22 protein-coding genes and 1 rRNA gene are annotated in these 22,408 nt (G+C 67.2%); 8 read left to right on the top strand and 15 right to left on the bottom strand.

Features of this window, described 5'->3' with window-relative positions; all coding sequences use genetic code 11:
* Positions 1-39: 39 nt before the first annotated feature.
* A complete protein-coding gene (locus ACIHAO_RS17235) occupies positions 40-1,044 on the bottom strand; it encodes a PDZ domain-containing protein (protein WP_396559259.1) in 1,005 nt (334 codons plus the stop codon).
* A gap of 203 nt (positions 1,045-1,247) precedes the next feature.
* Here ACIHAO_RS17235 and ACIHAO_RS17230 point away from each other — a divergent pair, with 203 nt between their 5' ends.
* A complete protein-coding gene (locus ACIHAO_RS17230) occupies positions 1,248-2,597 on the top strand; it encodes a zinc-dependent metalloprotease (RefSeq protein WP_396558850.1) in 1,350 nt (449 codons plus the stop codon).
* A gap of 6 nt (positions 2,598-2,603) precedes the next feature.
* Here the strand turns inward: ACIHAO_RS17230 and ACIHAO_RS17225 are convergent, their stop codons facing one another.
* The gene (locus ACIHAO_RS17225; protein ID WP_125789290.1) at positions 2,604-3,167 is read right to left on the bottom strand and encodes a M48 family metallopeptidase; all 564 of its coding nucleotides are present in this window, start codon (positions 3,165-3,167) and stop codon (positions 2,604-2,606) included.
* Between the two features lie 163 nt (positions 3,168-3,330).
* Between ACIHAO_RS17225 and ACIHAO_RS17220 the strand changes: the two genes are divergently transcribed.
* The 3 genes from ACIHAO_RS17220 to ACIHAO_RS17210 all read left to right on the top strand — a co-directional run bounded on the left by ACIHAO_RS17220 (position 3,331) and on the right by ACIHAO_RS17210 (position 6,837).
* The gene (locus ACIHAO_RS17220) at positions 3,331-4,365 is read left to right on the top strand and encodes a hypothetical protein (RefSeq protein ID WP_396558848.1); all 1,035 of its coding nucleotides are present in this window, start codon (positions 3,331-3,333) and stop codon (positions 4,363-4,365) included.
* Between the two features lie 77 nt (positions 4,366-4,442).
* Positions 4,443-5,783 (top strand): ABC1 kinase family protein, encoded by a 1,341-nt coding sequence (locus ACIHAO_RS17215; protein WP_396558846.1) that lies wholly within the window; start codon positions 4,443-4,445, stop codon positions 5,781-5,783.
* 142 nt (positions 5,784-5,925) lie between these two features.
* The gene (locus ACIHAO_RS17210) at positions 5,926-6,837 is read left to right on the top strand and encodes a hypothetical protein (protein ID WP_396558844.1); all 912 of its coding nucleotides are present in this window, start codon (positions 5,926-5,928) and stop codon (positions 6,835-6,837) included.
* A gap of 5 nt (positions 6,838-6,842) precedes the next feature.
* Here ACIHAO_RS17210 and ACIHAO_RS17205 read toward each other — a convergent pair whose 3' ends face one another.
* The 6 genes from ACIHAO_RS17205 to ACIHAO_RS17180 all read right to left on the bottom strand — a co-directional run bounded on the left by ACIHAO_RS17205 (position 6,843) and on the right by ACIHAO_RS17180 (position 11,368).
* A complete protein-coding gene (locus ACIHAO_RS17205) occupies positions 6,843-7,022 on the bottom strand; it encodes a hypothetical protein (protein ID WP_396558842.1) in 180 nt (59 codons plus the stop codon).
* Complete coding sequence (locus ACIHAO_RS17200; RefSeq protein ID WP_396558840.1) at positions 7,019-7,888, bottom strand: class I SAM-dependent methyltransferase; 870 nt, start codon at positions 7,886-7,888, stop codon at positions 7,019-7,021. The genes ACIHAO_RS17205 and ACIHAO_RS17200 overlap by 4 nt, the downstream gene beginning before the upstream one ends.
* Before the next feature lie 104 nt (positions 7,889-7,992).
* Positions 7,993-8,250 carry a hypothetical protein gene (locus ACIHAO_RS17195; RefSeq protein ID WP_396558838.1) on the bottom strand — a complete coding sequence of 86 codons (258 nt, stop codon included), beginning with the start codon at positions 8,248-8,250 and terminating at the stop codon, positions 7,993-7,995.
* On the bottom strand, positions 8,247-8,630 hold the full coding sequence (locus ACIHAO_RS17190; RefSeq protein ID WP_007033873.1) for a WhiB family transcriptional regulator: 384 nt from the start codon (positions 8,628-8,630) through the stop codon (positions 8,247-8,249). Before ACIHAO_RS17190 ends, ACIHAO_RS17195 begins: the two co-directional genes overlap by 4 nt.
* 167 nt (positions 8,631-8,797) lie before the next feature.
* The gene (locus ACIHAO_RS17185; protein ID WP_396558836.1) at positions 8,798-9,064 is read right to left on the bottom strand and encodes a hypothetical protein; all 267 of its coding nucleotides are present in this window, start codon (positions 9,062-9,064) and stop codon (positions 8,798-8,800) included.
* A gap of 216 nt (positions 9,065-9,280) precedes the next feature.
* Complete coding sequence (locus ACIHAO_RS17180; protein WP_396558834.1) at positions 9,281-11,368, bottom strand: ATP-dependent DNA helicase UvrD2; 2,088 nt, start codon at positions 11,366-11,368, stop codon at positions 9,281-9,283.
* Between the two features lie 63 nt (positions 11,369-11,431).
* Here ACIHAO_RS17180 and ACIHAO_RS17175 point away from each other — a divergent pair, with 63 nt between their 5' ends.
* The gene (locus ACIHAO_RS17175) at positions 11,432-12,160 is read left to right on the top strand and encodes a DUF4191 domain-containing protein (protein ID WP_125680464.1); all 729 of its coding nucleotides are present in this window, start codon (positions 11,432-11,434) and stop codon (positions 12,158-12,160) included.
* Positions 12,161-12,262: 102 nt separating this feature from the next.
* Positions 12,263-13,216: a hypothetical protein gene (locus ACIHAO_RS17170; protein ID WP_396558832.1), complete on the top strand. Its 954-nt coding sequence runs from the start codon at positions 12,263-12,265 to the stop codon at positions 13,214-13,216.
* 64 nt (positions 13,217-13,280) lie between these two features.
* On the opposite strand, the gene ACIHAO_RS17165 is transcribed toward ACIHAO_RS17170, so the two are convergent.
* A complete protein-coding gene (locus ACIHAO_RS17165; protein WP_396558830.1) occupies positions 13,281-13,766 on the bottom strand; it encodes an RDD family protein in 486 nt (161 codons plus the stop codon).
* Between the two features lie 172 nt (positions 13,767-13,938).
* On the opposite strand from ACIHAO_RS17165, the gene glnA reads away from it, so the two are divergent.
* Entirely contained in the window at positions 13,939-15,363 is a 1,425-nt protein-coding gene (gene glnA, locus ACIHAO_RS17160; protein WP_005167524.1) for a type I glutamate--ammonia ligase, read from the top strand.
* Between the two features lie 92 nt (positions 15,364-15,455).
* Here the strand turns inward: glnA and ACIHAO_RS17155 are convergent, their stop codons facing one another.
* From ACIHAO_RS17155 to ACIHAO_RS17135, 5 genes are all read right to left on the bottom strand, one after another.
* The gene (locus ACIHAO_RS17155) at positions 15,456-15,890 is read right to left on the bottom strand and encodes an acyl-CoA thioesterase (protein ID WP_396558828.1); all 435 of its coding nucleotides are present in this window, start codon (positions 15,888-15,890) and stop codon (positions 15,456-15,458) included.
* Between the two features lie 129 nt (positions 15,891-16,019).
* A complete protein-coding gene (locus ACIHAO_RS17150; protein ID WP_396558826.1) occupies positions 16,020-18,992 on the bottom strand; it encodes a bifunctional [glutamine synthetase] adenylyltransferase/[glutamine synthetase]-adenylyl-L-tyrosine phosphorylase in 2,973 nt (990 codons plus the stop codon).
* Positions 18,993-19,120: 128 nt separating this feature from the next.
* Positions 19,121-20,239 (bottom strand): anion permease, encoded by a 1,119-nt coding sequence (locus ACIHAO_RS17145; protein ID WP_396558824.1) that lies wholly within the window; start codon positions 20,237-20,239, stop codon positions 19,121-19,123.
* Between the two features lie 105 nt (positions 20,240-20,344).
* Entirely contained in the window at positions 20,345-21,100 is a 756-nt protein-coding gene (locus tag ACIHAO_RS17140) for a type 1 glutamine amidotransferase (RefSeq protein ID WP_396558822.1), read from the bottom strand.
* A gap of 86 nt (positions 21,101-21,186) precedes the next feature.
* Positions 21,187-21,639, bottom strand: coding sequence for a rhodanese-like domain-containing protein (locus ACIHAO_RS17135; protein ID WP_396558820.1), 453 nt, complete (start codon positions 21,637-21,639; stop codon positions 21,187-21,189).
* A gap of 107 nt (positions 21,640-21,746) precedes the next feature.
* Between ACIHAO_RS17135 and ACIHAO_RS17130 the strand changes: the two genes are divergently transcribed.
* Complete coding sequence (locus ACIHAO_RS17130) at positions 21,747-22,190, top strand: Lrp/AsnC family transcriptional regulator (protein WP_396558818.1); 444 nt, start codon at positions 21,747-21,749, stop codon at positions 22,188-22,190.
* A 124-nt stretch (positions 22,191-22,314) separates the two neighbouring features.
* Here ACIHAO_RS17130 and rrf read toward each other — a convergent pair.
* Positions 22,315-22,408 (bottom strand): 5S ribosomal RNA (gene rrf, locus ACIHAO_RS17125); the annotation flags it as partial.

The raw sequence follows: 22,408 nt of genomic DNA, 5'->3' as shown, positions 1-22,408 counted from the left end.
CCGCGAGGCGATAGCAAAGGTCCCTTGCTCCCCCGGCGGTCAGCAGGAAGCGGTGGGCCGTCCCGCCTTGAGGTTCTCGAGCTGCGCGATCGCCTCGTCCAGCGTGCCCACCTTGATCAAGTTCAGGCCGTCGGGCGCGGCGGTCTTCGCCTCGGCGCAGTTGTGCGCGGGCACGAGGAAGTCAGTGGCGCCGGCCTCGCGGGCGCCGACCACCTTGAACGAGATGCCGCCGATGGCACCGACGACGCCCTTCTCCGAGATCTCGCCCGTCCCGGCGATATGCCTGCCGCCGGCGAGGTCGCCGGGCTCCATCTTGTCGACGATCGCGAGCGCGAACATCAGGCCCGCCGACGGGCCACCGACGTCCTGCAGCGAGATCTTCACGTCGAAGGGGACATCGGCGCGGTCCACTGCCGTCAGGCCCATGAAGCCTTCCGGGCCGTCGGGCCGCTGCGCGAGTGTGAGCGGCACGGTGCGTTCGGCTTGCCCATCGGATTTGAAAGTGATCTGGACGGTCTGCCCAGGCTTCGTCCCGTTCAGCGCGGCACGCACGTCGGTCGCTTCCTTGACCGTCTGCCCGTTGACCACCAGGAGCCGGTCCCCCGGAGCGAGCACCTTGTCTGCCGGGCTGCCGGAGACGATCGTCTTCGCGAGCACCTTCACCGGGGACTTGCGGCGCAACGCGGCGACCTGAGCAGCGGTCTGCGAGTCCTGCAGCTGCTGGATGTTCTCCTGGCGGACCTGCTCGTTGGTTTCGCCCGGCTTGAAATACTCCTCGCGCGGCGCCAGCGCGTACCGGCCACTCGCCCAGAGCCCGAGCGCGTTGAACAACGTGATGCCGCCATCACGCAGGGAGACGGTCGTCATCCGCAGCTCGCCGGAGGTCTGGAAGATCTCGTGCCCGTTGACCTGGATCACGGGCTGTCCGGCGGCGTCCTTGCCGAGCGTGTCGTAGGTCGGCCCGGGGCTGATCGCCACGTACGGCACCGGGATGAAGAACCCGACCAGCGCGAAGGCGACGAACAACGCCCCGCTGACCAGCAGCGTCCAACCGCGCCGGGTCAGTCGCCGCTCGGAGCGGTCCTGGTCACTCGCGGAGCCCGCACGGCTCCGCGCTGCTGTGGTCTGCTCCGAGGGCTCTGTCACGCGTGACAGCGTACGGTGACTGTGTTCGCTTCTCGGTGAAGGCCACGCTCATCACTCCACTTGACGAGCTCTGGGTCGCATGACCCGCGTACGGTGGTGCCATGAGCAAACCCCCGTTCGGCTTCGGACCGCCCGATCCCGACAAACGAGGCGAGAACGAGCCGTCGGACTCCGGCGGCCAGCCCTCCGGCGCCGAGGCCTTCAATCAGCTCGGTCAGATGCTCAGCCAGCTGGGCCAGATGCTCAGCCAGGCCGGCAGCTCGACCGGACCGGTCAATTACGACCTGGCGAAACAGATCGCGTTGCAGAACCTCAGCAGCGGTGACGACAGCGACGTCAAGCTCGGCTTTTCGTCATCCAGCGGCGGCGATTCGAGCACGGCCGTCCGTGATGCCGCCCATCTGGCAGAGCTGTGGCTCGACGCCGCGACGATCCTGCCCGCCGGAGCAACGTCGACCGTCGCATGGTCCGCGCGCACCTGGGTCGAGAAGACCCTGCCCACTTGGCAGCGCCTCTGCGACCCCGTCGCCCAGCAAGTTTCGGGCGCGTGGGTCCAGGCCCTGCCCGAGGAGGCCAAGCAGGCCGCCGGCCCGCTCCTCTCGATGATGGGGCAGATGGGCGGAATGGCCTTCGGCTCCCAGCTCGGTAACGCCCTGGCTCAGTTGGCTTCCGAAGTGCTCACCTCCACCGAAGTCGGTCTCCCGCTCGGCCCTGCGGCCACCTCCGCGCTGCTGCCGGCGAACATCGAGAAGTTCACCGAGGGCCTGGAGCTGCCGACCAGCGAGGTGCTGGTCTTCATCGCCGCGCGCGAGGCCGCCCACCAGCGGCTGTTCGCGCACGTTCCCTGGCTGCGGCAGCGACTGCTGGCCACCGTCGAGGAGTTCGCGAGCGGTATCTCCGTCGACACGTCGGCGCTGGAACAGCTCGCGGGCCAGATCGACCCGTCGAACCCGGCCAGCATCGAAGAAGCCATGTCCTCCGGCCTGCTCGAGCCCCAGACCTCGCCCGAGCAGAAGGCGGCGCTGAACCGCCTGGAGACCCTGCTCGCGCTGGTCGAAGGCTGGGTCGACGTCGTGGTCGCCGAGGCGATCGGCGACCGCCTTCCGGGCGCGGACGCGCTCCGGGAGACGCTGCGCCGCCGCCGGGCCACCGGCGGCCCGGCGGAGCAGACCTTCGCCACCTTGGTTGGCCTCGAGCTCCGGCCCAGGCGAATGCGGGCGGCTTCCTCGCTGTGGAAGCTCGTCGGCGACCAGCACGGCATCGAGAAGCGGGACGGCCTCTGGTCCCACCCCGACCTCATGCCGACCGCCGAGGACCTCGACGAGCCGCTCGACTTCTCCGAACGTCTCGGCGACGGCGAGTCGACGCTGGAAGGCATCGACCCGATCGCCGAGATCGAACGCACCGAGCGTGAGAAGAACAAGCCCAAGAACGACGAAGACGACAGCTGAGGCACGTCAGTCCTCCGCCGCGATGCCCCAACCGGCGGCGGAGGACAGACCCTCCAGGTAGCCGATGGCGCGTTCGGTCTTGGGATAACGGCGAACGAGCTCCCAGAACGCCGCGTTGTGCCCTGGTTCCTTCAGATGCGCGAGTTCGTGCACGAGGACGTAGTCCAGCACCCATCCCGGCACCCGGCGCAGGCGATCACTGACCCTGATCGTCGCGTCGACCGGTGTGCAGGACGCCCACCTCGTCCGCATCGGCGGCACCCAGCGAACGCTCGCGGGTATCGCCTTCCCGTCCAGATACTTCGCCGAGAGCACGGCGCAGCGCGCCAGCAGCGCCTCGTCGGAGGCCTTCGGCGGCGAGGCCTGCCGCGGGCCCTTGCGCAGCAGTTTGCGCTGCATCTCGGCTACCCAGTGCTTCTCCTCGGCCCGGGTCATCCGGGCAGGGATCAGCACGACGAGGGTGTCCTCGTCCCAGTACGCGGTGACGGTCCGGTGACGGCGTTGGCTACGCCGTACCTCGACCTTGTGTTCGGGAGTGTCCGACGGATTCGTCGTGTCCCGGCCCCTCAGCGAGGGCGTCCGTGCTTCGACCACTTGACCACGGTAAGGCCAGTCACCGACAACTCCGAGGGCCGAAAGGTCACAGCCTCGAGTTGTCCACAACGGGGCCAACCTGTGGATAACTCGCGTTTTTCTTAGCGGGCGGTTAGCGGGCCAGTGCGATCCTGCGATCATGAACCTGCGCGAACCGGATCTGCGATCGATCATCCTGCCCGCCTTCCCGGCCCTGCTTCCCGGCCTGGAGGTGCTGGAACGGGGAAGCGGTGAGCTTCAGATCGGCCTCGACCCCGCACACGCGGTGGTGCTCGCCGGGGTCGCCTCCGAGGTGGCCGAAGCACTCCGCGGACTGGACGGCACGCGAGCCGTGGACGACATCGTGCTCGCGCAAAGCGAACACGACGAACAGCTGCGGGACCTGATGACCGATCTGACGGCCCGCGGGCTCTTGACCGACGCGGGGCAGCCTCAGCGACATCCGAGACCGAGGGCGGAGACAGGGCTCTGGTCGCTCCGTGCCCGCCATCACCAAGCGGCCATGACGGCACGCCGCAAACGCGCCGCGGTGGCGATCCACGGCGACGGCAGGCTGGCCGTGGCCATCGCCGTCCTGCTCGCCAACGGCGGGGTCGGGCATATCGACATCCGGGCGTCGGGCACGGTTCACGAACGCGACCTGGGCTCGGGTTACACCGAAGCCGAGGTCGGCATGCCGCGCCGGGACGCGATGGCGCAGGTGGTGCGCCGGGCCGGTGCGGACACGTCGACCACCCGGCTCTACTCGGACCGTCGACCTGAGCTCGCCCTGCTCACCGACGCGGTCGTACCGGCCCCCGAAGTGGTCGACGAACTCGTCCGTGACGGGGTCAGTCACCTGCCGGTGCGCGTCCGGGACGGGATCGGCATCGTCGGACCGCTGGTGGTGCCCGGTCGCAGCAGCTGTCTGCGCTGCGCCGATCTGCATCGCGCCGCCCGCGACGATTCCTGGCCGAGGGTGGCGACCCAGCTCGCGGGACGCGTGCAACGGCCGGACCTCGGCGCCGTGCATGCGTGCGCCGCACTGGCCTCGGCGCAAGCCCTCCGGCTCCTCTCCCCCGCCGATCAGGCGCCGCCCGCGTGGAACGCCACCCTCGAGATCGACTTCTTCGACGGGGCTATCCGCCATCGCGACTGGCCGCCGCACACCGGATGTGGTTGTGGCGCTCGGTGATACGACGAGCGACGTAGCCCACACCCACACCCTCAACAGGCTGCGCGGGCGGAGTGAATCAAGGCAGAATCGCGAAGGTGACCGACTCCCGCAACGCCGAGGACCGTGAAGCCGCCATCCCCCGCAACGGGGCGGCGCGAACGGCGAAGCTGGCCAGTATCCCGCTCGGCATAGCGGGGCGGGCGGTCGGCGGCTGGGGCAGGCGGCTGACCGGGCAAAGCGCCGAAGAGGTCAACGCGACGCTGTCCGCCAAGGCGGCGGAGCAGCTCTTCGAGGTCCTGGGCACGCTCAAGGGCGGCGCGATGAAATTCGGCCAGGCACTGAGCGTCTTCGAGGCCGCGGTGCCGGACGAGATGGCCAAGCCCTACCGCGAGGCCCTGACGAAGCTGCAAGCAGCCGCACCGCCCATGCCCACCCGGCAGACCCACCGGGTGCTGGCCGAGCAGCTGGGACGCACGTGGAAGCAGCGGTTCGCGGCCTTCGACGACGAACCGGCCGCGTCCGCCAGTATCGGCCAAGTCCACCGCGCGACCTGGCACGACGGCCGCGAAGTCGCCGTCAAGGTGCAATACCCCGGAGCCGACGACGCCCTGCGGAGCGACCTTCGACAACTCCAGCGTTTCAGCAGGCTGTTCCAGGCCTTCGTGCCGGGAACCGAGGTGAAACCGCTCCTGGCGGAACTCGCCGAGCGGATGAACGAAGAACTCGACTACCAGGCGGAAGCCCAGAACCAGCGCGCTTTCGTGAAGGCGTTCGAAGGCGTGCCCGGGTTCCTGATCCCTCGCGTGGTCGCCAGCGCTCCGAAGGTCGTCGTCACGGAGTGGGTCACCGGCACCCCGCTGTCGAAGATCATCGCCGGCGGCGACAAGGAGACGCGAGACCGCGCGGGCCGCCTGCTCACCGAGTTCCACTATTCGTCGCCGGAACGCGCCCGGCTCCTGCATTCGGACCCGCATCCCGGCAACTTCATGCTGACCGCCGACGACAGGTTGTGCGTCATCGACTTCGGCGGCGTGTCCCGGCTGCCCGAGGGGATTCCGCAGCACCTCGGCGAGATGACCAGGCTGGCGCTCGACGGCGAGTCCGCGAAGCTCATGCGGCTGCTCAGGGAGTCCGGCTTCATCCGGGCCGACGCGGATCTGCAGGCCGATGACGTGCTCGCGTACCTGGCGCCGTTCACCGAACCGCTGGCGGGCGACACGTTCCACTTCACGCGCCGCTGGATGCAGCGGCAGGCCGGCCGGGTCGGCGACACCCGGGGCCGGGATTTCCGGATCGGCCGCTCCCTCAATCTGCCGCCCGAGTATCTGATGATCCACCGGGTGACCGCCGGATCGACCGGCATCCTCTGTCAGCTCGACGCGGAGATCCCCGCCCGCGCGATCGTCGAACGGTGGCAGCCGGGCTTCGCGGCCTGAGAAGTTATCCACAGGGAACGGTGCGACTGGGCCGAAATCGGGGTCGTCCGGGCGAGTTGTCCACAACTTGGCGGAAGTGGTTCCACCCGGTCGGCCCAGCGGTCATCCTCGATTCATGGCCACTACACGAAGCGCCCGACTCATGGCGCTCAGTAACACCAGCGAAACCGGGATCATCACCAGCCGCGAGCTGCGGAAGGCGGGCGTCACCGCGCGTTACGCCGCGAAGCTCTGCGGGCCGGGCGGTCCTTGGCGAAGGCTGATGCCGGGTGTGATCCTGTTGCGCGACTCCGCGCCCACCCGGCTTCAGCTGCTACAAGCCGCTGTCGCGCGGTTCGGGCCGGACGTGGTGGTGACGGGCGCCGACGCGCTGCGCGCACGAGGCGTCGACTGCCAGGGAACACGGGAGGTCCATCTCCTTGTCCCCGACTATCGGCGCGTCCCGGCGGAGCCTGGCATGCTGCCCCGAAGAACCACGCGAATGCCGCCGCCGACCTTGATCGATGGCGTCCCGTTCGCCCCGCCGGCCAGGGCCGCACTCGATCTGGCCCGGCTGGAGCTCGATCCCGCGAGGATCGACGAGCTGATCTCGCTACCCCTGTACTGGGGTCTGTGCACGCTCGAAGAGCTCAGCGAGGAGCTCGATTCCGGTAACCGGCGAGGTTCGGCTGCGGTCCGAGCGGCTCTGCGACGCGTCGATCCAGAAGAGACCTACGCGCATGGGCTGGCGGAAAAGGTTCTCAGCGGCTGCCCGCTGCCCTCGCCGTCGTGGAACACGACGCTCTGCGACAGGCGCGGGCGTCCCATCGGCTCTGCCGATGCCTGGTGGGACGACATCGGTCTGGCGTGGCAGTTCCGCGCCCCGAAAGAAGGCGCCGCGAATTTCCACCCGCTGGCGCTGACCGCGACCGGGACCGTCCTGGTCCGCTGCACCATCGACCAGCTGAAGAACGTCCCGATGGAAGTCGCGGCCGAGCTTGTCAGAGCGTTCGGCGAAGCGGCACGGACACCGCGGCCGAAGGTCCTCACGATCGGCCGGATCGACGCCGCCTGAGTGCCTCACCAGTACTCGTCGGGCAGCTTCCCCTCAATGTCACGGGTGTGGCGGCGAGCGCAGACAGGGCACATCCAGCGCACGACGTTCTTCTCACGGGTGGAAACCCAGGCGAGCGTCTGCGCGGGCTCTTCGTCGACGCCGCGGATCCGGCCGCACAAGGAGCAACCGGGCTGATCACTCACGATCGCCGTCCACAGTGGACCGTTTTCGCCCCCAACAGGAACAGGTCCCGGCGTGCGCCGAGGAAAGCTGGGTTCGCCGGATCCACCAACGCTGCCACGGTCTCGTGGTCCTCAGCGTCGAGGCGGTCGCCCGCCACGTCGTTCAGCCAGGTCATCCGTTCGAGGACGAACTCGCGAAGCAACTCCGGCCCGGGCGCCGGATGGTGGATGAGGACGCCGAAGGAATCGACGTCGGCGAGACCGGCCCGTTGGAGCGCGACGTTCCAGCCGTAGGGCAGGGAAACAGAGCCGGGGATTCCTGCCCGCATCTCGGCGAACCACTCGCCGCGCGCGGCAAGCAGCCTCTCCTCGAGCCCGGGACGGCCGATGCCGAGATCCCAGGGAAGGCAGTTGAAGTCCAAGCCACCCTCGGCGATGGCGACCAGCCCGCCGGGGCGGGCGAGCCGGGCGAGGGTGCCGATGGCCGCCTGCTGATCGGGCAGGTGATGGACCACGCGGGAAGCCCAGACCAGATCGGCGGGAGGAAGCTTGGCGGGCAACCCTTCGTCGGCCACGTCGGCATGGACCGTCTCGACGGCGGCCCTATCCCCCGCGGCCGCAGTGACGACCCTGTGTGCCTCGGCCAGCAGGTGCTCGGTCGCGTCGACCAGCACGATCTTGGCGCCGACAGACGCGAACTCCTCGGCGAAAAGCACGCTCATCCCACCCGCGCCGCAGCCGACGTCGAGGATGGTCGGCCCCTCCGGCATGCCCTCAAGCAGCCGCCGGGCCGCCGCCCGCATCGGCTCGGCGTCGAGTGCCTCGGCCATGCGAAGCGATCGAAGCCGATCGGCCCAGTCGATGTCGTCATGCGTGTGTACGGCCATTCCCCCAGTGAACACCACGCCCAGCCGCACCACTTCCCAAAAAGGGAGCGGGGGACCTTTGCTGTCGCACCGCGATAGCAAAGGTCCCCTGCTCCCCCGAGTGGTCAGGCCTGGAAGCGCTCGGCTCCCCGGGTCGCCCAGCGGGCGACCTTGGTCCACCTGCGTGCGGCGCGTGGACCGCTCCGAGCCCGCTGCGCGCGGACTCCCTCCTCGAGGTCTCGTATTCGGGCCCTGGACAGTTCTTCATAAAGCAACATCTCGCTGGTCTCCTCGACCTTGATCTCGTTCAACTTGGCCGGCGCGACAGTGCGGTAACCCGTCCGCGCCTCGTAATCCCTGGTGGTGATGAGTTCGACGGTCATGCCGCTGCGCTCCGCTCGACCTTGCGGGCGACGGGACGAGCCTCGGCGGCGGGCTCGACGACCGGGTTCTTCCGGGGGCGGCCACGGGGCCGCTTCCGCGCGACGACAACGCCACGCTCGAAGATTTCGCCGCCCCAGACACCCCACGGCTCCCGCCGCGAAAGGGCGCCCGCGAGGCAGGCGGAACGAACCGGGCAGTCCGCGCAGAACGCCTTCGCGCGCTCGAGTTCTGCCGGCGACTCGGCGAACCAAAGGTCCGCGTCGCCCGAACGGCAGGGAAGCATCGACTCAGGCGAGTCGATGGCGTCGAGCAGGTCGACGACGCCTGCGTCGGCGAAAGGCAGGGCCTCCCCCGGCGCGAAAGCTATGGCCGATGACATAAGTGCACTCCTCTGTGCCGTAACGGATTTCGTACTCACGGTGGAACTGGACAACGCTGAACCCCAATTAGGTTGTGCAGCCAACTTGTTTGTGCAGCAAAAAACACGAAGGCCGCGGATCCGGTAACCGGTTCCGCGGCCTTCGTGAGCCTCTGATCCTGACTAGGTCAGGAACTTCGCTCCCGTTTGGACAACGGAACACGGAACTGCTTGATGACCGGCAGATCGACGCCACCGTTCACGTACGCTCCACCGAAGGCGGCAGCGTGCGTGAAGGTCTCGTCGGCGGTGACCCAGCCCCGGTTGAGACGCTGAGTGCCGCGGGCGGCAAGGATGCTCACGGACATGAAGGCGCCCTGGCGCTGTGCCTGCGGGACTTCCGCGACGCAAGACAGACGGGTGCCGGGGTTCGTGAGCATCATGTTGATCGTCATTTCACCGGCACCACCTTTCTCTGTCGCGCGCGAACCGCCCTGCGGTCTACGCTGTGTTGTAGAAGTTCTTCCCCAGACCAGGCGCTTCCCGCCCGGTACCAGCAGGTTATTGCCACCGGCCGCACCGGGGCAACTTATTTTCCAGAAAATCCGTCGAAGCTACGAAGATCGGCTCTGAGCAGCGGGTTCGCCGCGTGGATCAAGCCTGGGACGCGGTCAAGTCTCCACAGAGGCCCGTACCACGTCGAGAACCTCCGCTCCGAAGCGTTCGAGCTTCGTCGCGCCGATCCCGGAGATGGCGCACAAGGCAGTGTCATCGGTCGGTCGCTGCTCGGCGATGGCGACCAGCGTCGCGTCCGTGAAAACGACGAACGCCGGCACCTTGAGCTCACGGGAACGCTCGCCACGCCAGGACTTCAACTTCTCGAGCAGCTGTTCATCCACGTTGGACGGGCAACGGGAGCAACGACCCAGCTTGATGTCCAATGTCTCCAGCAGCGGCCCACCGCACACCCGGCACCGGGCCTTGTTGCCGGACTGCTTCGGCTGTTGCGATCGGGCGACCCTCGCCGCCGGGTGGTCTTCGGGGATCAGGCCGTAGAGGAAGCGGCTGCGCCGCCGATTGCGGCGGTTTCCCGCCGTCCTGGCCAAGGCCCACGACAGCGAGAGGTGCTCTCGTGCTCGAGTGACACCGACATAGAAGAGCCGGCGCTCTTCTTCGATTGCCGCGTCATCACCGTCAGCGTGAAGGATCGGCACGGTCCCCTCGGCGAGCCCCACGAGGAACACAGCGTCCCATTCGAGACCTTTCGCCGCGTGAAGCGAGGCGAGGGTGATGCCCTCCACCGTCGGCGGATGCTGCGCGGTCGCCCGCTGTTCGAGCTCCGCCACGAAGCGGGGCAGATCCGCGTCATCGACGGTGGAAGCCAGCTCTTCGGCCAACTCGACGATCGACAGAAGCGCGTCCCACCGCTCTTTCGCCGCACCTCCGGCAGGAGGCTGATCGGTGAGCCCGACCTTCGCCAGGACGGAGCGAACCCGGGTCACCAGCTCGCCGGTGTCGGCATCGGTCGACGCCATCCGCAACGCGGACATCGCCTGCCGGACCTCGGCCCTGGCGAAGAAGCGCTCACCACCACGGACCAGGTACGGAATGCCGAGCTCCGCCAGCGCCTGCTCGTAGGCCTCCGACTGGGCGTTCACTCGGTAGAGCACCGCGATCTCGCTGGCCGCCACTCCGCTGTCGAGCAGATCACGGATCCTGCGTGCGACAGCGGCCGCCTCGGCGGTCTCGTCGTCGTACTCGGCGAAACGCGGGACCGGACCCGAAGGACGCTGGCCGACGAGTTTCAACCTCGACCCCGCGGGACGGCCACGCGCGGCACCGATCACCTGATTGGCGAGAGCCACGACCTCCGGAGTCGACCGGTAGTCTCGCTCCAGCCTCACGACCGTCGCCTCGGGGAACCTTCGCGTGAACTCCAGCAGCGGCCGCGGAGAAGCACCACCGAACGAGTAGATGGTCTGGTTGGCGTCGCCGACGACGGTCAAGTCGTCGCGGCCACCGAGCCACGCGTCGAGCAGCCGCTGCTGCAGCGGGGTGACGTCCTGGTACTCGTCGACGACGAAGCAGCGGTAGCGCTCGCGGAACTCCTGGGCCACCACCGTGTGCTCCTCGAGGACTGCGGTGGTGTGCAGGAGCAGGTCGTCGAAGTCGAGAACCTGGGCAGCGTTCTTGACCTTCTCGTAGTTGCGGTAGACCTCCGCTACCTGCGACGCGGGTGCCGGGGTGTCCCGCTGCGTCCGCGAGGCGACCGCCGGATAGTCGTCCGGCGATACCAAAGAGGCCTTGCTCCACTCGATCTCACTGGCGAGGTCGCGCAGCAGCTCCGTTTCGGTGCCGAGACCGGCCTTGTTGGCGGCTTGGCTGATGTAACGGAACTTGTTCTCGAGCAGCTCCCAAGGCCGATCCCCGACTACCTGTGGCCAGAAGTACCGAAGCTGGCGGCGGGCGGCCGCGTGGAAGGTGAGCGCCTGGGCGGCGTCGACACCCAGGCCCCGAAGGCGAGCGCGCATCTCGCCCGCGGCACGGGTCGTGAAGGTGACTGCGAGCACCTGACCAGCGGCGACATGGCCGGAACGGACCAGGTGGGCGATGCGATGCGTGATCGTCCGCGTCTTGCCGGTCCCCGCTCCGGCGAGGACACAGACCGGCCCCCTCGGCGCGCAGGCGGCGGCACGTTGCTCGGGATCGAGCCCATCGAGCAGGCCTGGACGACTCTTCGGGGACGATGCGCTAACCACGCCCCGATCCTCGCAGAGGGCCCGACGGGATCGTCGCAGGGCACGCGGCCGTATCCTGGACACATGGCGGGAAAGCAGGACAAGGAAGCAGCGAAGCTGGCCAAGAAGGAGAAGCGTGCCGCGAGCAAGGCTCGCCGCGGGCAGATCTTCGAGGCCTTCAAGATGCAGCGCAAGGAAGACAAGGCGCTCATCCCCTGGATGGTCGGATCACTCCTGGTCATCACGGGTGTCGTGTTCGGCATCGGGTTCATCTTCGACGTCCACTGGGTCGTGCTGCCGCTGGGCATTCTGCTCGGCGCGCTCGCCGCTGTGATCATCTTCGGCAGGCGGGTCCAGAAGACCGTGTACTCGAAAGCCGACGGACAGCCGGGCGCTGCGGCCTGGGCACTCGAGAACATGCGAGGCCGCTGGAAGGTGACGCCGACCGTCGCGGCCACGACTCAGCTCGACGCCGTGCACCGGGTACTCGGCGGGCCGGGCGTCGTGCTCGTCGCCGAGGGCGCGCCGCACCGCGTGAAGTCCCTGCTCGCGCAGGAGAAGAAGCGTGTGTCCCGCTTGATCGGTGAGACTCCGATCTACAACGTGATCATCGGGAACGAAGACCAGCAGGTGCCGCTGAAAAAGCTGCAGAGCCACCTCATGAAGCTCCCGCGGAACCTCAAGCCCGCCCAGGTCGACGCGCTGGAAGCGAAGCTGGCCGCCCTCGGCAGCCGCGGCGCCGCGATGCCCAAGGGTCCGATGCCTGCCGGCGCGAAGATGCGCAACGTCCAGCGCACCATCCGCCGCCGCTGACCAAGCGAGAATCAGGGGTCCTTTGGTACCGCACGCGGTACCAAAGGACCCCTGATTCGTCTCCGGACAAAAACTGTCGGTGCGTGGTCGCATGATCACCGAGTGGACAAAACCTCGAGCGCCCGGGAGACGGCGCTGGCAGCGATGTTCCCGGACGGCGTGGCCGCCCGGGCGAAGCTTGTCGCCCTGGGGCACTCCCATTCCTGGATCTCTCGCCGTTGCCGCGAAGGCGGTCCATGGCGACGTCCGATCCCCGGCGTCATCCTCCTGACCAACGCCGCGCCGACCAGCCGTCAACTCTTGAAAGCCGCCCTGACCCACGCAGGCCCAGAGGCGATGCTCACCGGAGTACAGGCCGCCAGGCTGTACGGAGTCCGAAGACTCCCGCCCGAAAGACGGGCCCACACCTTGATTCCTCATCGGAGCAAGGTCGCCACCTGGGGGTTCGCCGTCGTCGAGCGAACGATCCACCTGCCGGAACCAGTTGAGATCGACGGACTGCCCGTAGCTCCACTCGCCCGGGCCCTGATCGACGCGGCTCGGCGCATGGACGAACTCAAGACGGTGCGCGAGATGATCCACGACGCGGTCCATCGTGGGCTCTGCACTCCAGAGGAACTCCGAGACGAACTGGCGCAAGCCAGCACGATCGGCTCGGCACTGCCCCGAATCGTCGTCAACGCCCTCCAAGACGGCGTCGACTCCGCAGTCGAGCAATGGCTGGAGTCCGTACTCGAGCGCAGTGGCTTGCCCGGCCCCGCGCGGAATGCAGAGCTACGAACTTCGGATGGGGAGGTAGTCGGGGTCGCTGACGCCTGGTGGCCACAGGTCGGCGTCGCCGTGCAAGTTCGCTATGACGAGGTCGCTCTCGAACCGGACAAGGTGTCCGAGGCGCCGGCGCTTGTCGCACCAGGCCTTATCGTCGTCCAGGTAAGTCCCGCCCGGCTACGAGACGAGCCACTGGTAGTGGTCCAGGAACTGCGAGCAGCCCACCGCCGCGCTCGTCAACGACCACCTCCGGATGTCGGCTGCGCCCCCGCAGCCCCGGCCGCCTGACCGCAGCCGGTTCGGCAGCCGTTTCCTCCGGCGAGAGCAAAGGTCCCTTGCTCTCCGTCCGCGGTCACCGCATGCGGATCACGACGGTGCCGGTCAGCCGGTCGAGCCAGCTTCGGCCGTCGATGTTGCGGATCGCCGCCGGAATGATCACGAACGTCAGCGCCGCCCGGACGACGGCACGCCACACACCGACCATTTGCGCGCCGTCGAGCCTGGCGACGCGGATCCCGACCGCTGCCATACCGGGGGTGAAGCCGAAGAAAGCCGCGGGAATGGCCGTGATCGCCGCCCAGACGGCGACCGACCAGAGATTGAACGTCTGCATGACCGCCGGATCCTGAAGGCTGGGTGTCACGAAGAGGGTGGTGACCAGCGAGGCGAGCACCAAATCGATGATCAGCCCCAGAAGACGTGCACCGCCGCCCGCCACCGAGCCGACACCCGATTGGGGCAAGCCGAGTCGCTCACCACGCCACCGCTGCGTACCCTCGCCACCGGCCGTCGTTCCATCCCCGGCTCCGGGTAGCCATTCTCCGGTCCATCTCGCCACCCATCCAGGGTATGCCGGTGGCGCGGGCCACATTCGCCCTGGTCGACTACCCGATATCGCCGCCCCGTTAACACCGGCGAAACATACGGGTGACGGTCGGGCAACACCGCGCTCTTAGCGTGAGCCGAAGAGAGTACTGCCGCCGGCAACGAACGAGAAGGAGTCACCGAGGGTGCCCACTACTCCAGACGACATTCAGCGCCTTATCGCCGACGAGAACGTAGAGGTCGTCGACGTCAGGTTCTGCGACCTGCCCGGCGTTATGCAGCACTTCACCGTTCCGGCGAAGGCGTTCAACGAGGAAGCTTACGAAGAAGGCCTCGCCTTCGACGGCTCCTCGGTGCGCGGGTTCCAGTCGATCCACGAATCCGACATGCTGCTCCTCCCGGACCCCGAAACGGCGCGTATCGACCCGTTCCGCAAGGCGAAGACGCTCTCGCTGAACTTCTTCGTGCACGACCCGTTCACCCGTGAGGCGTACAGCCGCGACCCGCGCAACATCGCGCGCAAGGCCGAGCAGTACATCTCCGAGTACGGCGTCGCTGACAACGTGTTCTTCGGTCCGGAAGCCGAGTTCTACATCTTCGACTCGATCCGGTTCGACTCCGCCGAGCACGCCTCGTTCCACGAGATCGACTCCGTCGAGGGCTGGTGGAACACCGGTGCCGACGTGCCGGGCGGCAACCAGGGTTACAAGACGAAGTTCAAGGGCGGCTACTTCCCCGTCCCGCCGGTCGACCACTTCGCCGACCTGCGTGACGAGATCGTCCGCAACCTGCAGGGCTCCGGTTTCGAGATCGAGCGTGCGCACCACGAGGTGGGCACCGCCGGTCAGACCGAGATCAACTACAAGTTCAACACGCTGCTGCACGCTGCGGACGACCTGCAGCTGTTCAAGTACATCGTGAAGAACACCGTGTTCGCCGCCGGCAAGACCGCGACCTTCATGCCGAAGCCGCTCGCCGGTGACAACGGCTCGGGCATGCACTGCCACCAGTCGCTGTGGAAGGACGGCACGCCGCTGTTCCACGACGAGTCGGGGTACGCAGGCCTGTCCGACACGGCCCGTCACTACATCGGCGGTCTGCTCAAGCACGCGCCGAGCCTGCTGGCCTTCACCAACCCGACCGTCAACTCGTATCACCGGCTCGTGCCGGGCTTCGAGGCACCGGTCAGCCTGGTGTACTCGCAGCGGAACCGGTCGGCATGTGTCCGTATCCCCATCACGGGCAACAACCCGAAGGCCAAGCGCGCCGAGTTCCGGTGCCCGGACTCGTCCGGCAACCCGTACCTGGCGTTCTCGGCGATGATGATGGCCGGCCTCGACGGCATCAAGAACAAGATCGAGCCGCCGGAGCCCATCGACAAGGATCTCTACGAGCTCCCGCCGGAGGAGGCCCAGAACGTCAAGCTCGTCCCTGGCGACCTCGGGGCGGTTCTCGACACGCTGGAAGCCGACCACGACTACCTGCTCGAGGGTGGCGTGTTCACCCCCGACGTGATCGACACGTGGATCTCCTACAAGCGTGAGAACGAGATCGACCCGCTGCGGCTGCGCCCGCACCCGTACGAGTTCTCGCTGTACTACGACGTGTAAGTCGTGCGGTAGCAACACCAAGAGCACGCCGGTGGTGAGGTGCGGAAACGCCCTCACCACCGGCGTTTCTTGTTTGGATCTACACGGCGCGACTACTCGGAAGTGGAAAGAACCTTCAGATCGACGCCCGCTCGCTCGATACGGCCACGCGGGTCATCCACGAGTTTGCGTTGTTCGAGATCCATCAGTCCCAAGGTGCACGTGATCTCCGCGGAGAGGATGCCGTCGATCTTGTAGATGTTCGAGTCCATGTGGAAGGTCTTGCCGGTACCGAACTTGGCGTCGCAGGTCACGTCGACGACATCGCCGGCCCGAAGCTCGCGCCGGAACACGATGTGGGACTCGAGCAGCACGAAGGCGAGATTGGCGTCGCGCATGCCCGAGTTGAGGCCACCTGCGAGCTCCATCAGCTCGAGTCTGGAGACCTCGCCGTACGAGTGGTAGACGGCGTGGTTGAGATGGCCGAGAGTGTCCAGCTCGTAGTGGCGCACCTTGATCCGGGTGCGAAATGGCTCGCGCACAGTCACCGGTCCACTGTAAGTGCCGCTCTCCGTCCTCGACGCCGAGTGTGAGCAAAGGACCTTTGCTACCGCCTCGACCACCCGTGGCAAGTGACAGCAAAGGTCCCTTGCTCACTTACCGCAGGTCAGCACCGATCAGCCCTGGTAGAAGAGGGTCTCCACAACTGCGTGGGCACGTCGCGTCGTCCGCCGGTAGGCATCGAGGAACTCGCCTGGATCGTCGTCGGCCGAGTAGCCGAGCACTCGTGCGACCGCGGCGAGGTCTCGACCTGAGCTGGGGATCTCGTCGACGGCTTTACCCCTGACCAGCATCCCGGCGTTACGGACACGCGTCGCCAGCAGCCATGCCTCGGTCAGGGATTCGATCTCGGCGGGCCCGGCGAGCCCAGCCTCCCCCGCGGCCCTCAGCGCCTCGATCGTCGAGGTGGTCCGTAGCCCTTCGACCTGATGCCCGTGACGCAGCTGGATGAGCTGCACGGTCCACTCCACGTCGGCGAGCCCTCCACGCCCGAGCTTCGTGTGCCGGGTCGGGTCGGCGCCCTTGGGCATCCGTTCGGTCTCCACCCGCGCCTTGATCCGCCTGATCTCCCTCACCCGGACCGCGTCGAGGCCCTCCTGCGGGTAGCGAATGGGGTCGATCATCTCGATGAACCGTGCACCAAGATCGTCGTCACCGGCGATGAACCGGGCGCGGAGCAGCGCTTGGGATTCCCAGACCTCGGCCCACCGCCCGTAATAGCTGCGGTAGGACTCGAGGGTCCGCACCAACGGACCGCTCCGCCCCTCCGGCCGGAGATCGGCGTCGACGACCAACGCCGGGTCGGGACTGGGCGCACCGAGGATCTTGCGCACCGTCTCGGCAACAGAGGAAGCGAACTTCGCTGCTTCAGAGTCCGACACCCCTTCGGCGGGCTCGCATACGAAGAGGACGTCCGCGTCGGATCCATAGCCGAGTTCCGCTCCGCCGAGACGCCCCATACCGATGACAGCGATCTTCGCGGGCGTCTGGCCGAGTTCCGCCTGACGCTGGCGAAAAGCAGCGGCCAAGGCGCCCTGCAAAACGGCGGCCCAGACACTCGACAACGCCTCACAGACGGCTGGGACGTCGAGCAGTCCTAGCAGGTCTGCCGATGCGATCCGCAACATCTCATGTCGCCGAAGTGATCTCGCCGCCGCGACAGCGGCATTCAAACCCGGCTGGCGCCGCACCGCGGCTCGCAGCGAAGTGGCTACTTCGGCCGGAGTGCGGCCGGCCAGCCGCGCGGGATCACCGAGCAGCTGCAGGACTTCCGGCGCTCTCGCCAGCAGGTCCGGCACCAGCCGGGACGTGCCCAGCAGGAACGCGAGCCGCTCGACGACGGCCCCCTCGTCACGGAGAACCCTCAGGTACCAAGGCGTTTCTTCGAGCGCTTCCGAGACCTTCCGGTAGGACAGAAGTCCACGGTCGGGATCTGGCGTGTCGGCGAGAAGATCCAGCAGGACCGGCAGCAGTGCCTGCTGAATGGCCGCCCGACGCGACATTCCCGCGGTCAGCGCCTTGATGTGCTGCAGCGCCCCGTCCGGCGCGGCGTAACCGAGTGCGGCGAGGCGGCTCTCCGCCTGTTTCGTAGTAAGCCGTAGCGCTTCGGTCGGCACGTTCGCGACCGATTGCAGCAGCGGCCGGTAGAAGAGTTTCTCGTGAAGGCGGCGGATGCTCTGCAGATGGCGGCGGAATTCCGCCAGCAACGCGTCACCTTCGCTTCTGCCACGGGCGGGCCGCACGCCGCTCGCCCTCGCGATCGTCCGCAACTCGCTGGAGTCCGAGGCGGCAGGGAACAGGTGCGTACGCCGTAGCCGGCGAAGCTGGAGCCGATGCTCGATGGTCCGGAGGAACTCGTACGAGGAGGCGAGCTCCGCGGCATCCTTACGGCCGACGTACCCGCCTTCCCCCAAGGCGGCGAGTGCGTCCATCGTGGACGGAGAACGTAGCTCCGCGTCGATCCGGCCATGGACCAGTTGCAGCAATTGCACGGCGAACTCGACGTCGCGAAGGCCTCCACGCCCGAGCTTCAGCTCTCGCTCGGCGTGCGCGGAAGGCACATGGCCTTCGACGCGCCGCCGCATCTTCTGCACTTCGGGAACGAAATTCTCCCGATCGGCCGCCGCCCACACCTTCGGCGCGACCATCTCCGCGTACTGGCGCCCGAGCTCGGCATCGCCTGCGACCGGCCGTGCCTTGAGCAAAGCCTGGAACTCCCAGGTCTTGGCCCACTTCTGATAGTAAGTGGCATGTCCGTCGAGAGTCCGGACCAAGGCGCCCGCCTTGCCCTCGGGACGCAACGCCGCATCGACCTCGAAACAGGCCTTGCCGACCACGCGCATCATCGTGCTGGCCAGCCGCGTGGAGACCGAAAGATCTCCGTCACCGACGAAGATGACATCCACGTCGCTTACATAGTTCAGCTCTCGACCACCGCATTTACCCATCGCGATCACAGCGAGCCGGCCGTCGACCCCGGCGCCCACCTCAGCCTCGGCGACCCGAAGTCCTACTGTCAAGGCGGCCTCGGCCAGCGTGGTGAGCTGTGCGCCGATCTCGGCATAGGGCGGCTGACGGAGGCCGGGTTCGACCAGATGCCCGAGGTCGGCGGCCGCGATTCCGAGGAGCAGCTCCCGATATCCGATGCGAAGAGCCTGTTCCGACTCAAGCCCCGTGAGCAGTTCCCCTTCCGGCCGTAGATGCTCGAGGAGGCTGTTCACGTACTGATCCGGCTCGGCGCTCTTCTCGCGTTCGAGTGTCTTCCAGCAGTCGGTGTTCGCGACCAGGAAGTCCGCGAGCGCGCTCGAAGTGCCCAAGACACCGAGCATCCGGCCGCGGAAGGTGCGGTTGGTGCGGAGCGCCTGGTCGAGCTCGTCCCAGGTGGACGGGTCCGCTTCCCGGATCCGGTCCAGCCCACTCAGAGCAAGATCTGGATCCGCCGCGCGGGAGAGTGCCGACAACACGTCAGCCGCGGGGCCGTCCGGGCCGGATTCGGTCCACCAACCGGCAGCACGCAGCTGCCCGTCGGCACGGGGATCGGTGAAGCCGTATCTCGCCACGGAAGCGGTCGGCCTGGCGCGCTCAACCATCGGCTTCCACCGTAGTCGCCCTTCCGGCCATGACCAGACGGACGCGCAAGGGAGCAAGGGACCTTTGGTATCGCCTTCGCGCGGCTGGTATCGCCTTCGCGCGGCGATACCAAAGGTCCCTTGCTTCGCTAGGCGGCGATCCTGCCGACTTCAGGTTCAGGAAGGGGCGGGGCGGGAGTGGTGAAACTGCCGGCGTTGACCGGACTCCGGCGGGAAAGAAGGTAGATTCCGATGCCGATCGCCAGGCCGGCGACACCGACGGAGATCGTCCCCACCGTGCCCGTCGAGGTCACGAGACCGGCCCCGGCACCGACGATGGCCGCTGCCGGAAGCGTGAACAGCCAGGCGGTCACCATGCGACCGGCCGTGCGCCAGCGGACCGGTGACTCGTTCCTGCCCACGCCGGAGCCGACGATGCCTCCAGAACAGACGTGAGTGGTCGAAAGCGGGAAGCCGAAGTTCGTCGAAGCGAGGATGACCGCCGCCGAGCTGGTCTGTGCGGCGAAGCCCTGCGGGCCGGCGATGTCCGTCAGCCCTTTACCCAGCGTGTAGGTGATTCGCCAGCCGCCCAAGTATGTGCCGAGCGCCAGCGCCAGGGCCGCGCTGACGATCACCCAGAGCGGCGGCCCGGCCCCGGCGGGGAGGGTTCCTGCGGTGATCATCGTCAGCGTGATGACACCCATGGTCTTCTGCGCGTCGTTCGTACCGTGGGCGAGCGAGACCAGCGAAGCCGAGATGATCTGCCCGACTCGGAAACCGGCAGTGCGGCCGCGGCGGACGAAGATCCGATAGACGAAGTACGTCACGACCATCGCGGCGAGGCCGGCCAAGACCGGCGACAGCGCCGCTGGGACCAGCACCTTCTCGACGATCTTTCCGAAATGGACGGAGTCCGTTCCGGCCGACACCCACGTGGCGCCGATCAGCCCGCCGAACAGCGCGTGGGACGAGCTGGACGGTAGTCCGACGAACCAGGTGACCAGGTTCCATACGATCGCCCCGACCAGCCCACCGAACACGATCGCCGGTCCGATCTTGGTGTCGTCGACCAGTCCATTCGAGATGGTCTTGGCCACTTCGACCGACAGGAAGGCTCCGACCAGGTTCAGCACCGCGGAGATCGTCACCGCGACTTTGGGACGCAACGCCCCGGTGGCGATCGACGTCGCCATCGAGTTGGCCGTGTCGTGGAACCCGTTCGTGAAATCGAAAATTAGGGCCGTGACGACGACGAGCACGACCAACACTGAGGGCTCCACCCCGACCTCCGAACCCTTCGAAATTCCCTTCGCAAGGTACCTGACGGTCAGACCGGAGTGTTAATAACCCATACGCATTTGAGACATAAGTCGTTAAGCCATCGGCAATGTACGTTGACGGTCCGCAGCCGGGGCGAGGTCACCGGACACCAGTCGGACGAAGCGATGGGCGAACGGTCGCCAGGTTTCGGTGATATCGGCATGCACGCGGGCGAGGTTTTCCGGGGTCAGTACGTCCGGCCGGGTGAGTTCCGCCATTTCCGGCGATTGCCGCGCCCAGTCGAGGACCACGTCCGGCGTCGTCTCGACATGGAACTGGACACCGTAGGCACAACGGTCGAACCGGAAGGCCTGGTAGGCATACCGCGGCGAGGAGGCCAGGAGCTCGGCGCCCGCGGGCAACCGGGTGATCGCGTCGTTGTGGAACTGCAGGACGTCTTGCATGAGCGGCAAGTCCGCGAAGAGCGGGTCGATCCAGGCAGCGTCCTTCTTGGACACAAGTCCTGGGCCGACCTCAGGCCCTTGATCGCCTGTCGCGACGCTGCCGCCCAGCGCCACCGCCAGAAGCTGGCCGCCGAGACAGATCGCGAGCGTCGGGATACGCGCGCCCGCAGCCTTCGAAAGAAACTTCCGCACATCCGCGAGCCACGGATATGCGTGGTCATCGTTGGCTCCCATCCCGCCACCGAGGCATACGACGCCCCCGTACCCATCAAGATCGGCGGGGAGGGTCTGATCAGGCAGCAACCGGATGTCGAGCTCGGCTCCCGCCTCGGTGAGCCAGTCGCCGAGTGGGCCGATCGGGTCAGATGCATCCGGCTGGATGACGAGCAACTTGGGAGCGGTCACCTCACCAGCCTACGACCCCGGGAGAGCAGGGGACCTTTGCTATCGCTCCGAGCCAGGCGGTAGCAAAGGTCCCCTGCTCCCCCGGGTCAGCAGGCGCAGCGTGGGGAGGGCGCGGCGGTGAGGGCGAGCGCCAAGGTGTCCCGTTCAACGGGATAGCCGGCTGCTTGCCAGGCGGCGATGCCGCCGGACAGGCGTTTGACCTTGAAGCCGAGCTCCGCGAGTTTCAGGGCTCCCTTGGTCGCGGCGTTGCAGTGGATGCTCTCGCAGTAGCAGACGTAGACGACGCCGCGGTCCAGTTCGCTGACCGACTCGGGCGTCATGTCCCGGTACGGGAGGTTGATCGCTCCGGGGATGCGAGCCGACGCGAAGGCTCCGGGGGCTCGGGTCTCGACGATCACGTACCCGCCCTGAGCATCAGACGTGAGGTCTTGGACAAGGTCGTCGGGGTCCACCTCGAGGGCGAGTTCGGCTCGCAGGTGCGCGGCCGCGGTCGCACTGTCCAGAGCCGGAAACATCAGTACGCGGGGTTCGGTCGTCATACCTCAATCCTGCTGATCACTGTGCAATCCGAACATCGGAGAATCGAGGTCTCACCGCCGGTTAGCCTGGAGAACCCTGGTGGGCATGACGATCGACCTGGAGTTCCGTGAACCTCGATGATCTCGACTGGCAGTTACTCGAACTGCTCCAGTCCGACGGCCGGTTGACCTTCTCGGAGCTCGGCCGGCGGGTGTCGCTGTCCGCACCCGCGGTGACCGAGCGAGTCCGCCGGCTCGAGGAGAAGGGGATCATCACCGGATACTCGGCCGGCGTCGACCTGACGAAGCTCGGGCTACCGATCGAGGCGATAGTCCGGGCGAAGGTACGGAGCCTCGACACGGCTCGCTTCCGCGAAACCATCCTCGCGCTGCCACAGGTGCTCGACGCCGATCACGTCACGGGTGACGAGTGCTGGCTCGTGCGGGTCGCCTGCCGGAACACCGCGGATCTGGAGGAGCTCGTAGAGCGGATGCAGCGCTATGGGGAGACGACGACTTCGCTGGTCTTCTCGTCGCCTGTGCGCCGACGTGCGGTCGGCCGGCAAATCTGAGCCAGACCGCGGGGAGAGCAGGGGACCTTTGCTGTCGCCTGGCGGCGATGGGTATGAAAAAAGGTCTGGGACCTGGGAGAACTCGGGGTTCTCGACCAGGTCCCAGACCTTTGTTTCAAGGTTAGTCCGGCGGTGTCCTACTCTCCCACAACCCTTCGGTTGCAGTACCATCGGCGCTGTCAGGCTTAGCTTCCGGGTTCGGAATGGGACCGGGCGTT

The organism is Amycolatopsis sp. NPDC052450 (genome assembly GCF_044547565.1).
Taxonomy (GTDB): Bacteria; Actinomycetota; Actinomycetes; order Mycobacteriales; family Pseudonocardiaceae; genus Amycolatopsis.
This window is presented reverse-complemented; position numbering and strand designations above follow the sequence as displayed.

Coding starts and splice junctions, on each gene's coding strand:
- ACIHAO_RS17210 (WP_396558844.1), top strand. CDS start 5,926: ATGGCGCTCAGTAACACCAGCGAAACCGGGATCATCACCAGCCGCGAG.
- ACIHAO_RS17135 (WP_396558820.1), bottom strand. CDS start 21,639: ATGACGACCGAACCCCGCGTACTGATGTTTCCGGCTCTGGACAGTGCG.
- ACIHAO_RS17185 (WP_396558836.1), bottom strand. CDS start 9,064: ATGACGATCAACATGATGCTCACGAACCCCGGCACCCGTCTGTCTTGC.
- ACIHAO_RS17150 (WP_396558826.1), bottom strand. CDS start 18,992: ATGGTTGAGCGCGCCAGGCCGACCGCTTCCGTGGCGAGATACGGCTTC.
- ACIHAO_RS17230 (WP_396558850.1), top strand. CDS start 1,248: ATGAGCAAACCCCCGTTCGGCTTCGGACCGCCCGATCCCGACAAACGA.
- ACIHAO_RS17220 (WP_396558848.1), top strand. CDS start 3,331: ATGAACCTGCGCGAACCGGATCTGCGATCGATCATCCTGCCCGCCTTC.
- ACIHAO_RS17200 (WP_396558840.1), bottom strand. CDS start 7,888: ATGGCCGTACACACGCATGACGACATCGACTGGGCCGATCGGCTTCGA.
- ACIHAO_RS17190 (WP_007033873.1), bottom strand. CDS start 8,630: ATGTCATCGGCCATAGCTTTCGCGCCGGGGGAGGCCCTGCCTTTCGCC.
- ACIHAO_RS17175 (WP_125680464.1), top strand. CDS start 11,432: ATGGCGGGAAAGCAGGACAAGGAAGCAGCGAAGCTGGCCAAGAAGGAG.
- ACIHAO_RS17195 (WP_396558838.1), bottom strand. CDS start 8,250: ATGACCGTCGAACTCATCACCACCAGGGATTACGAGGCGCGGACGGGT.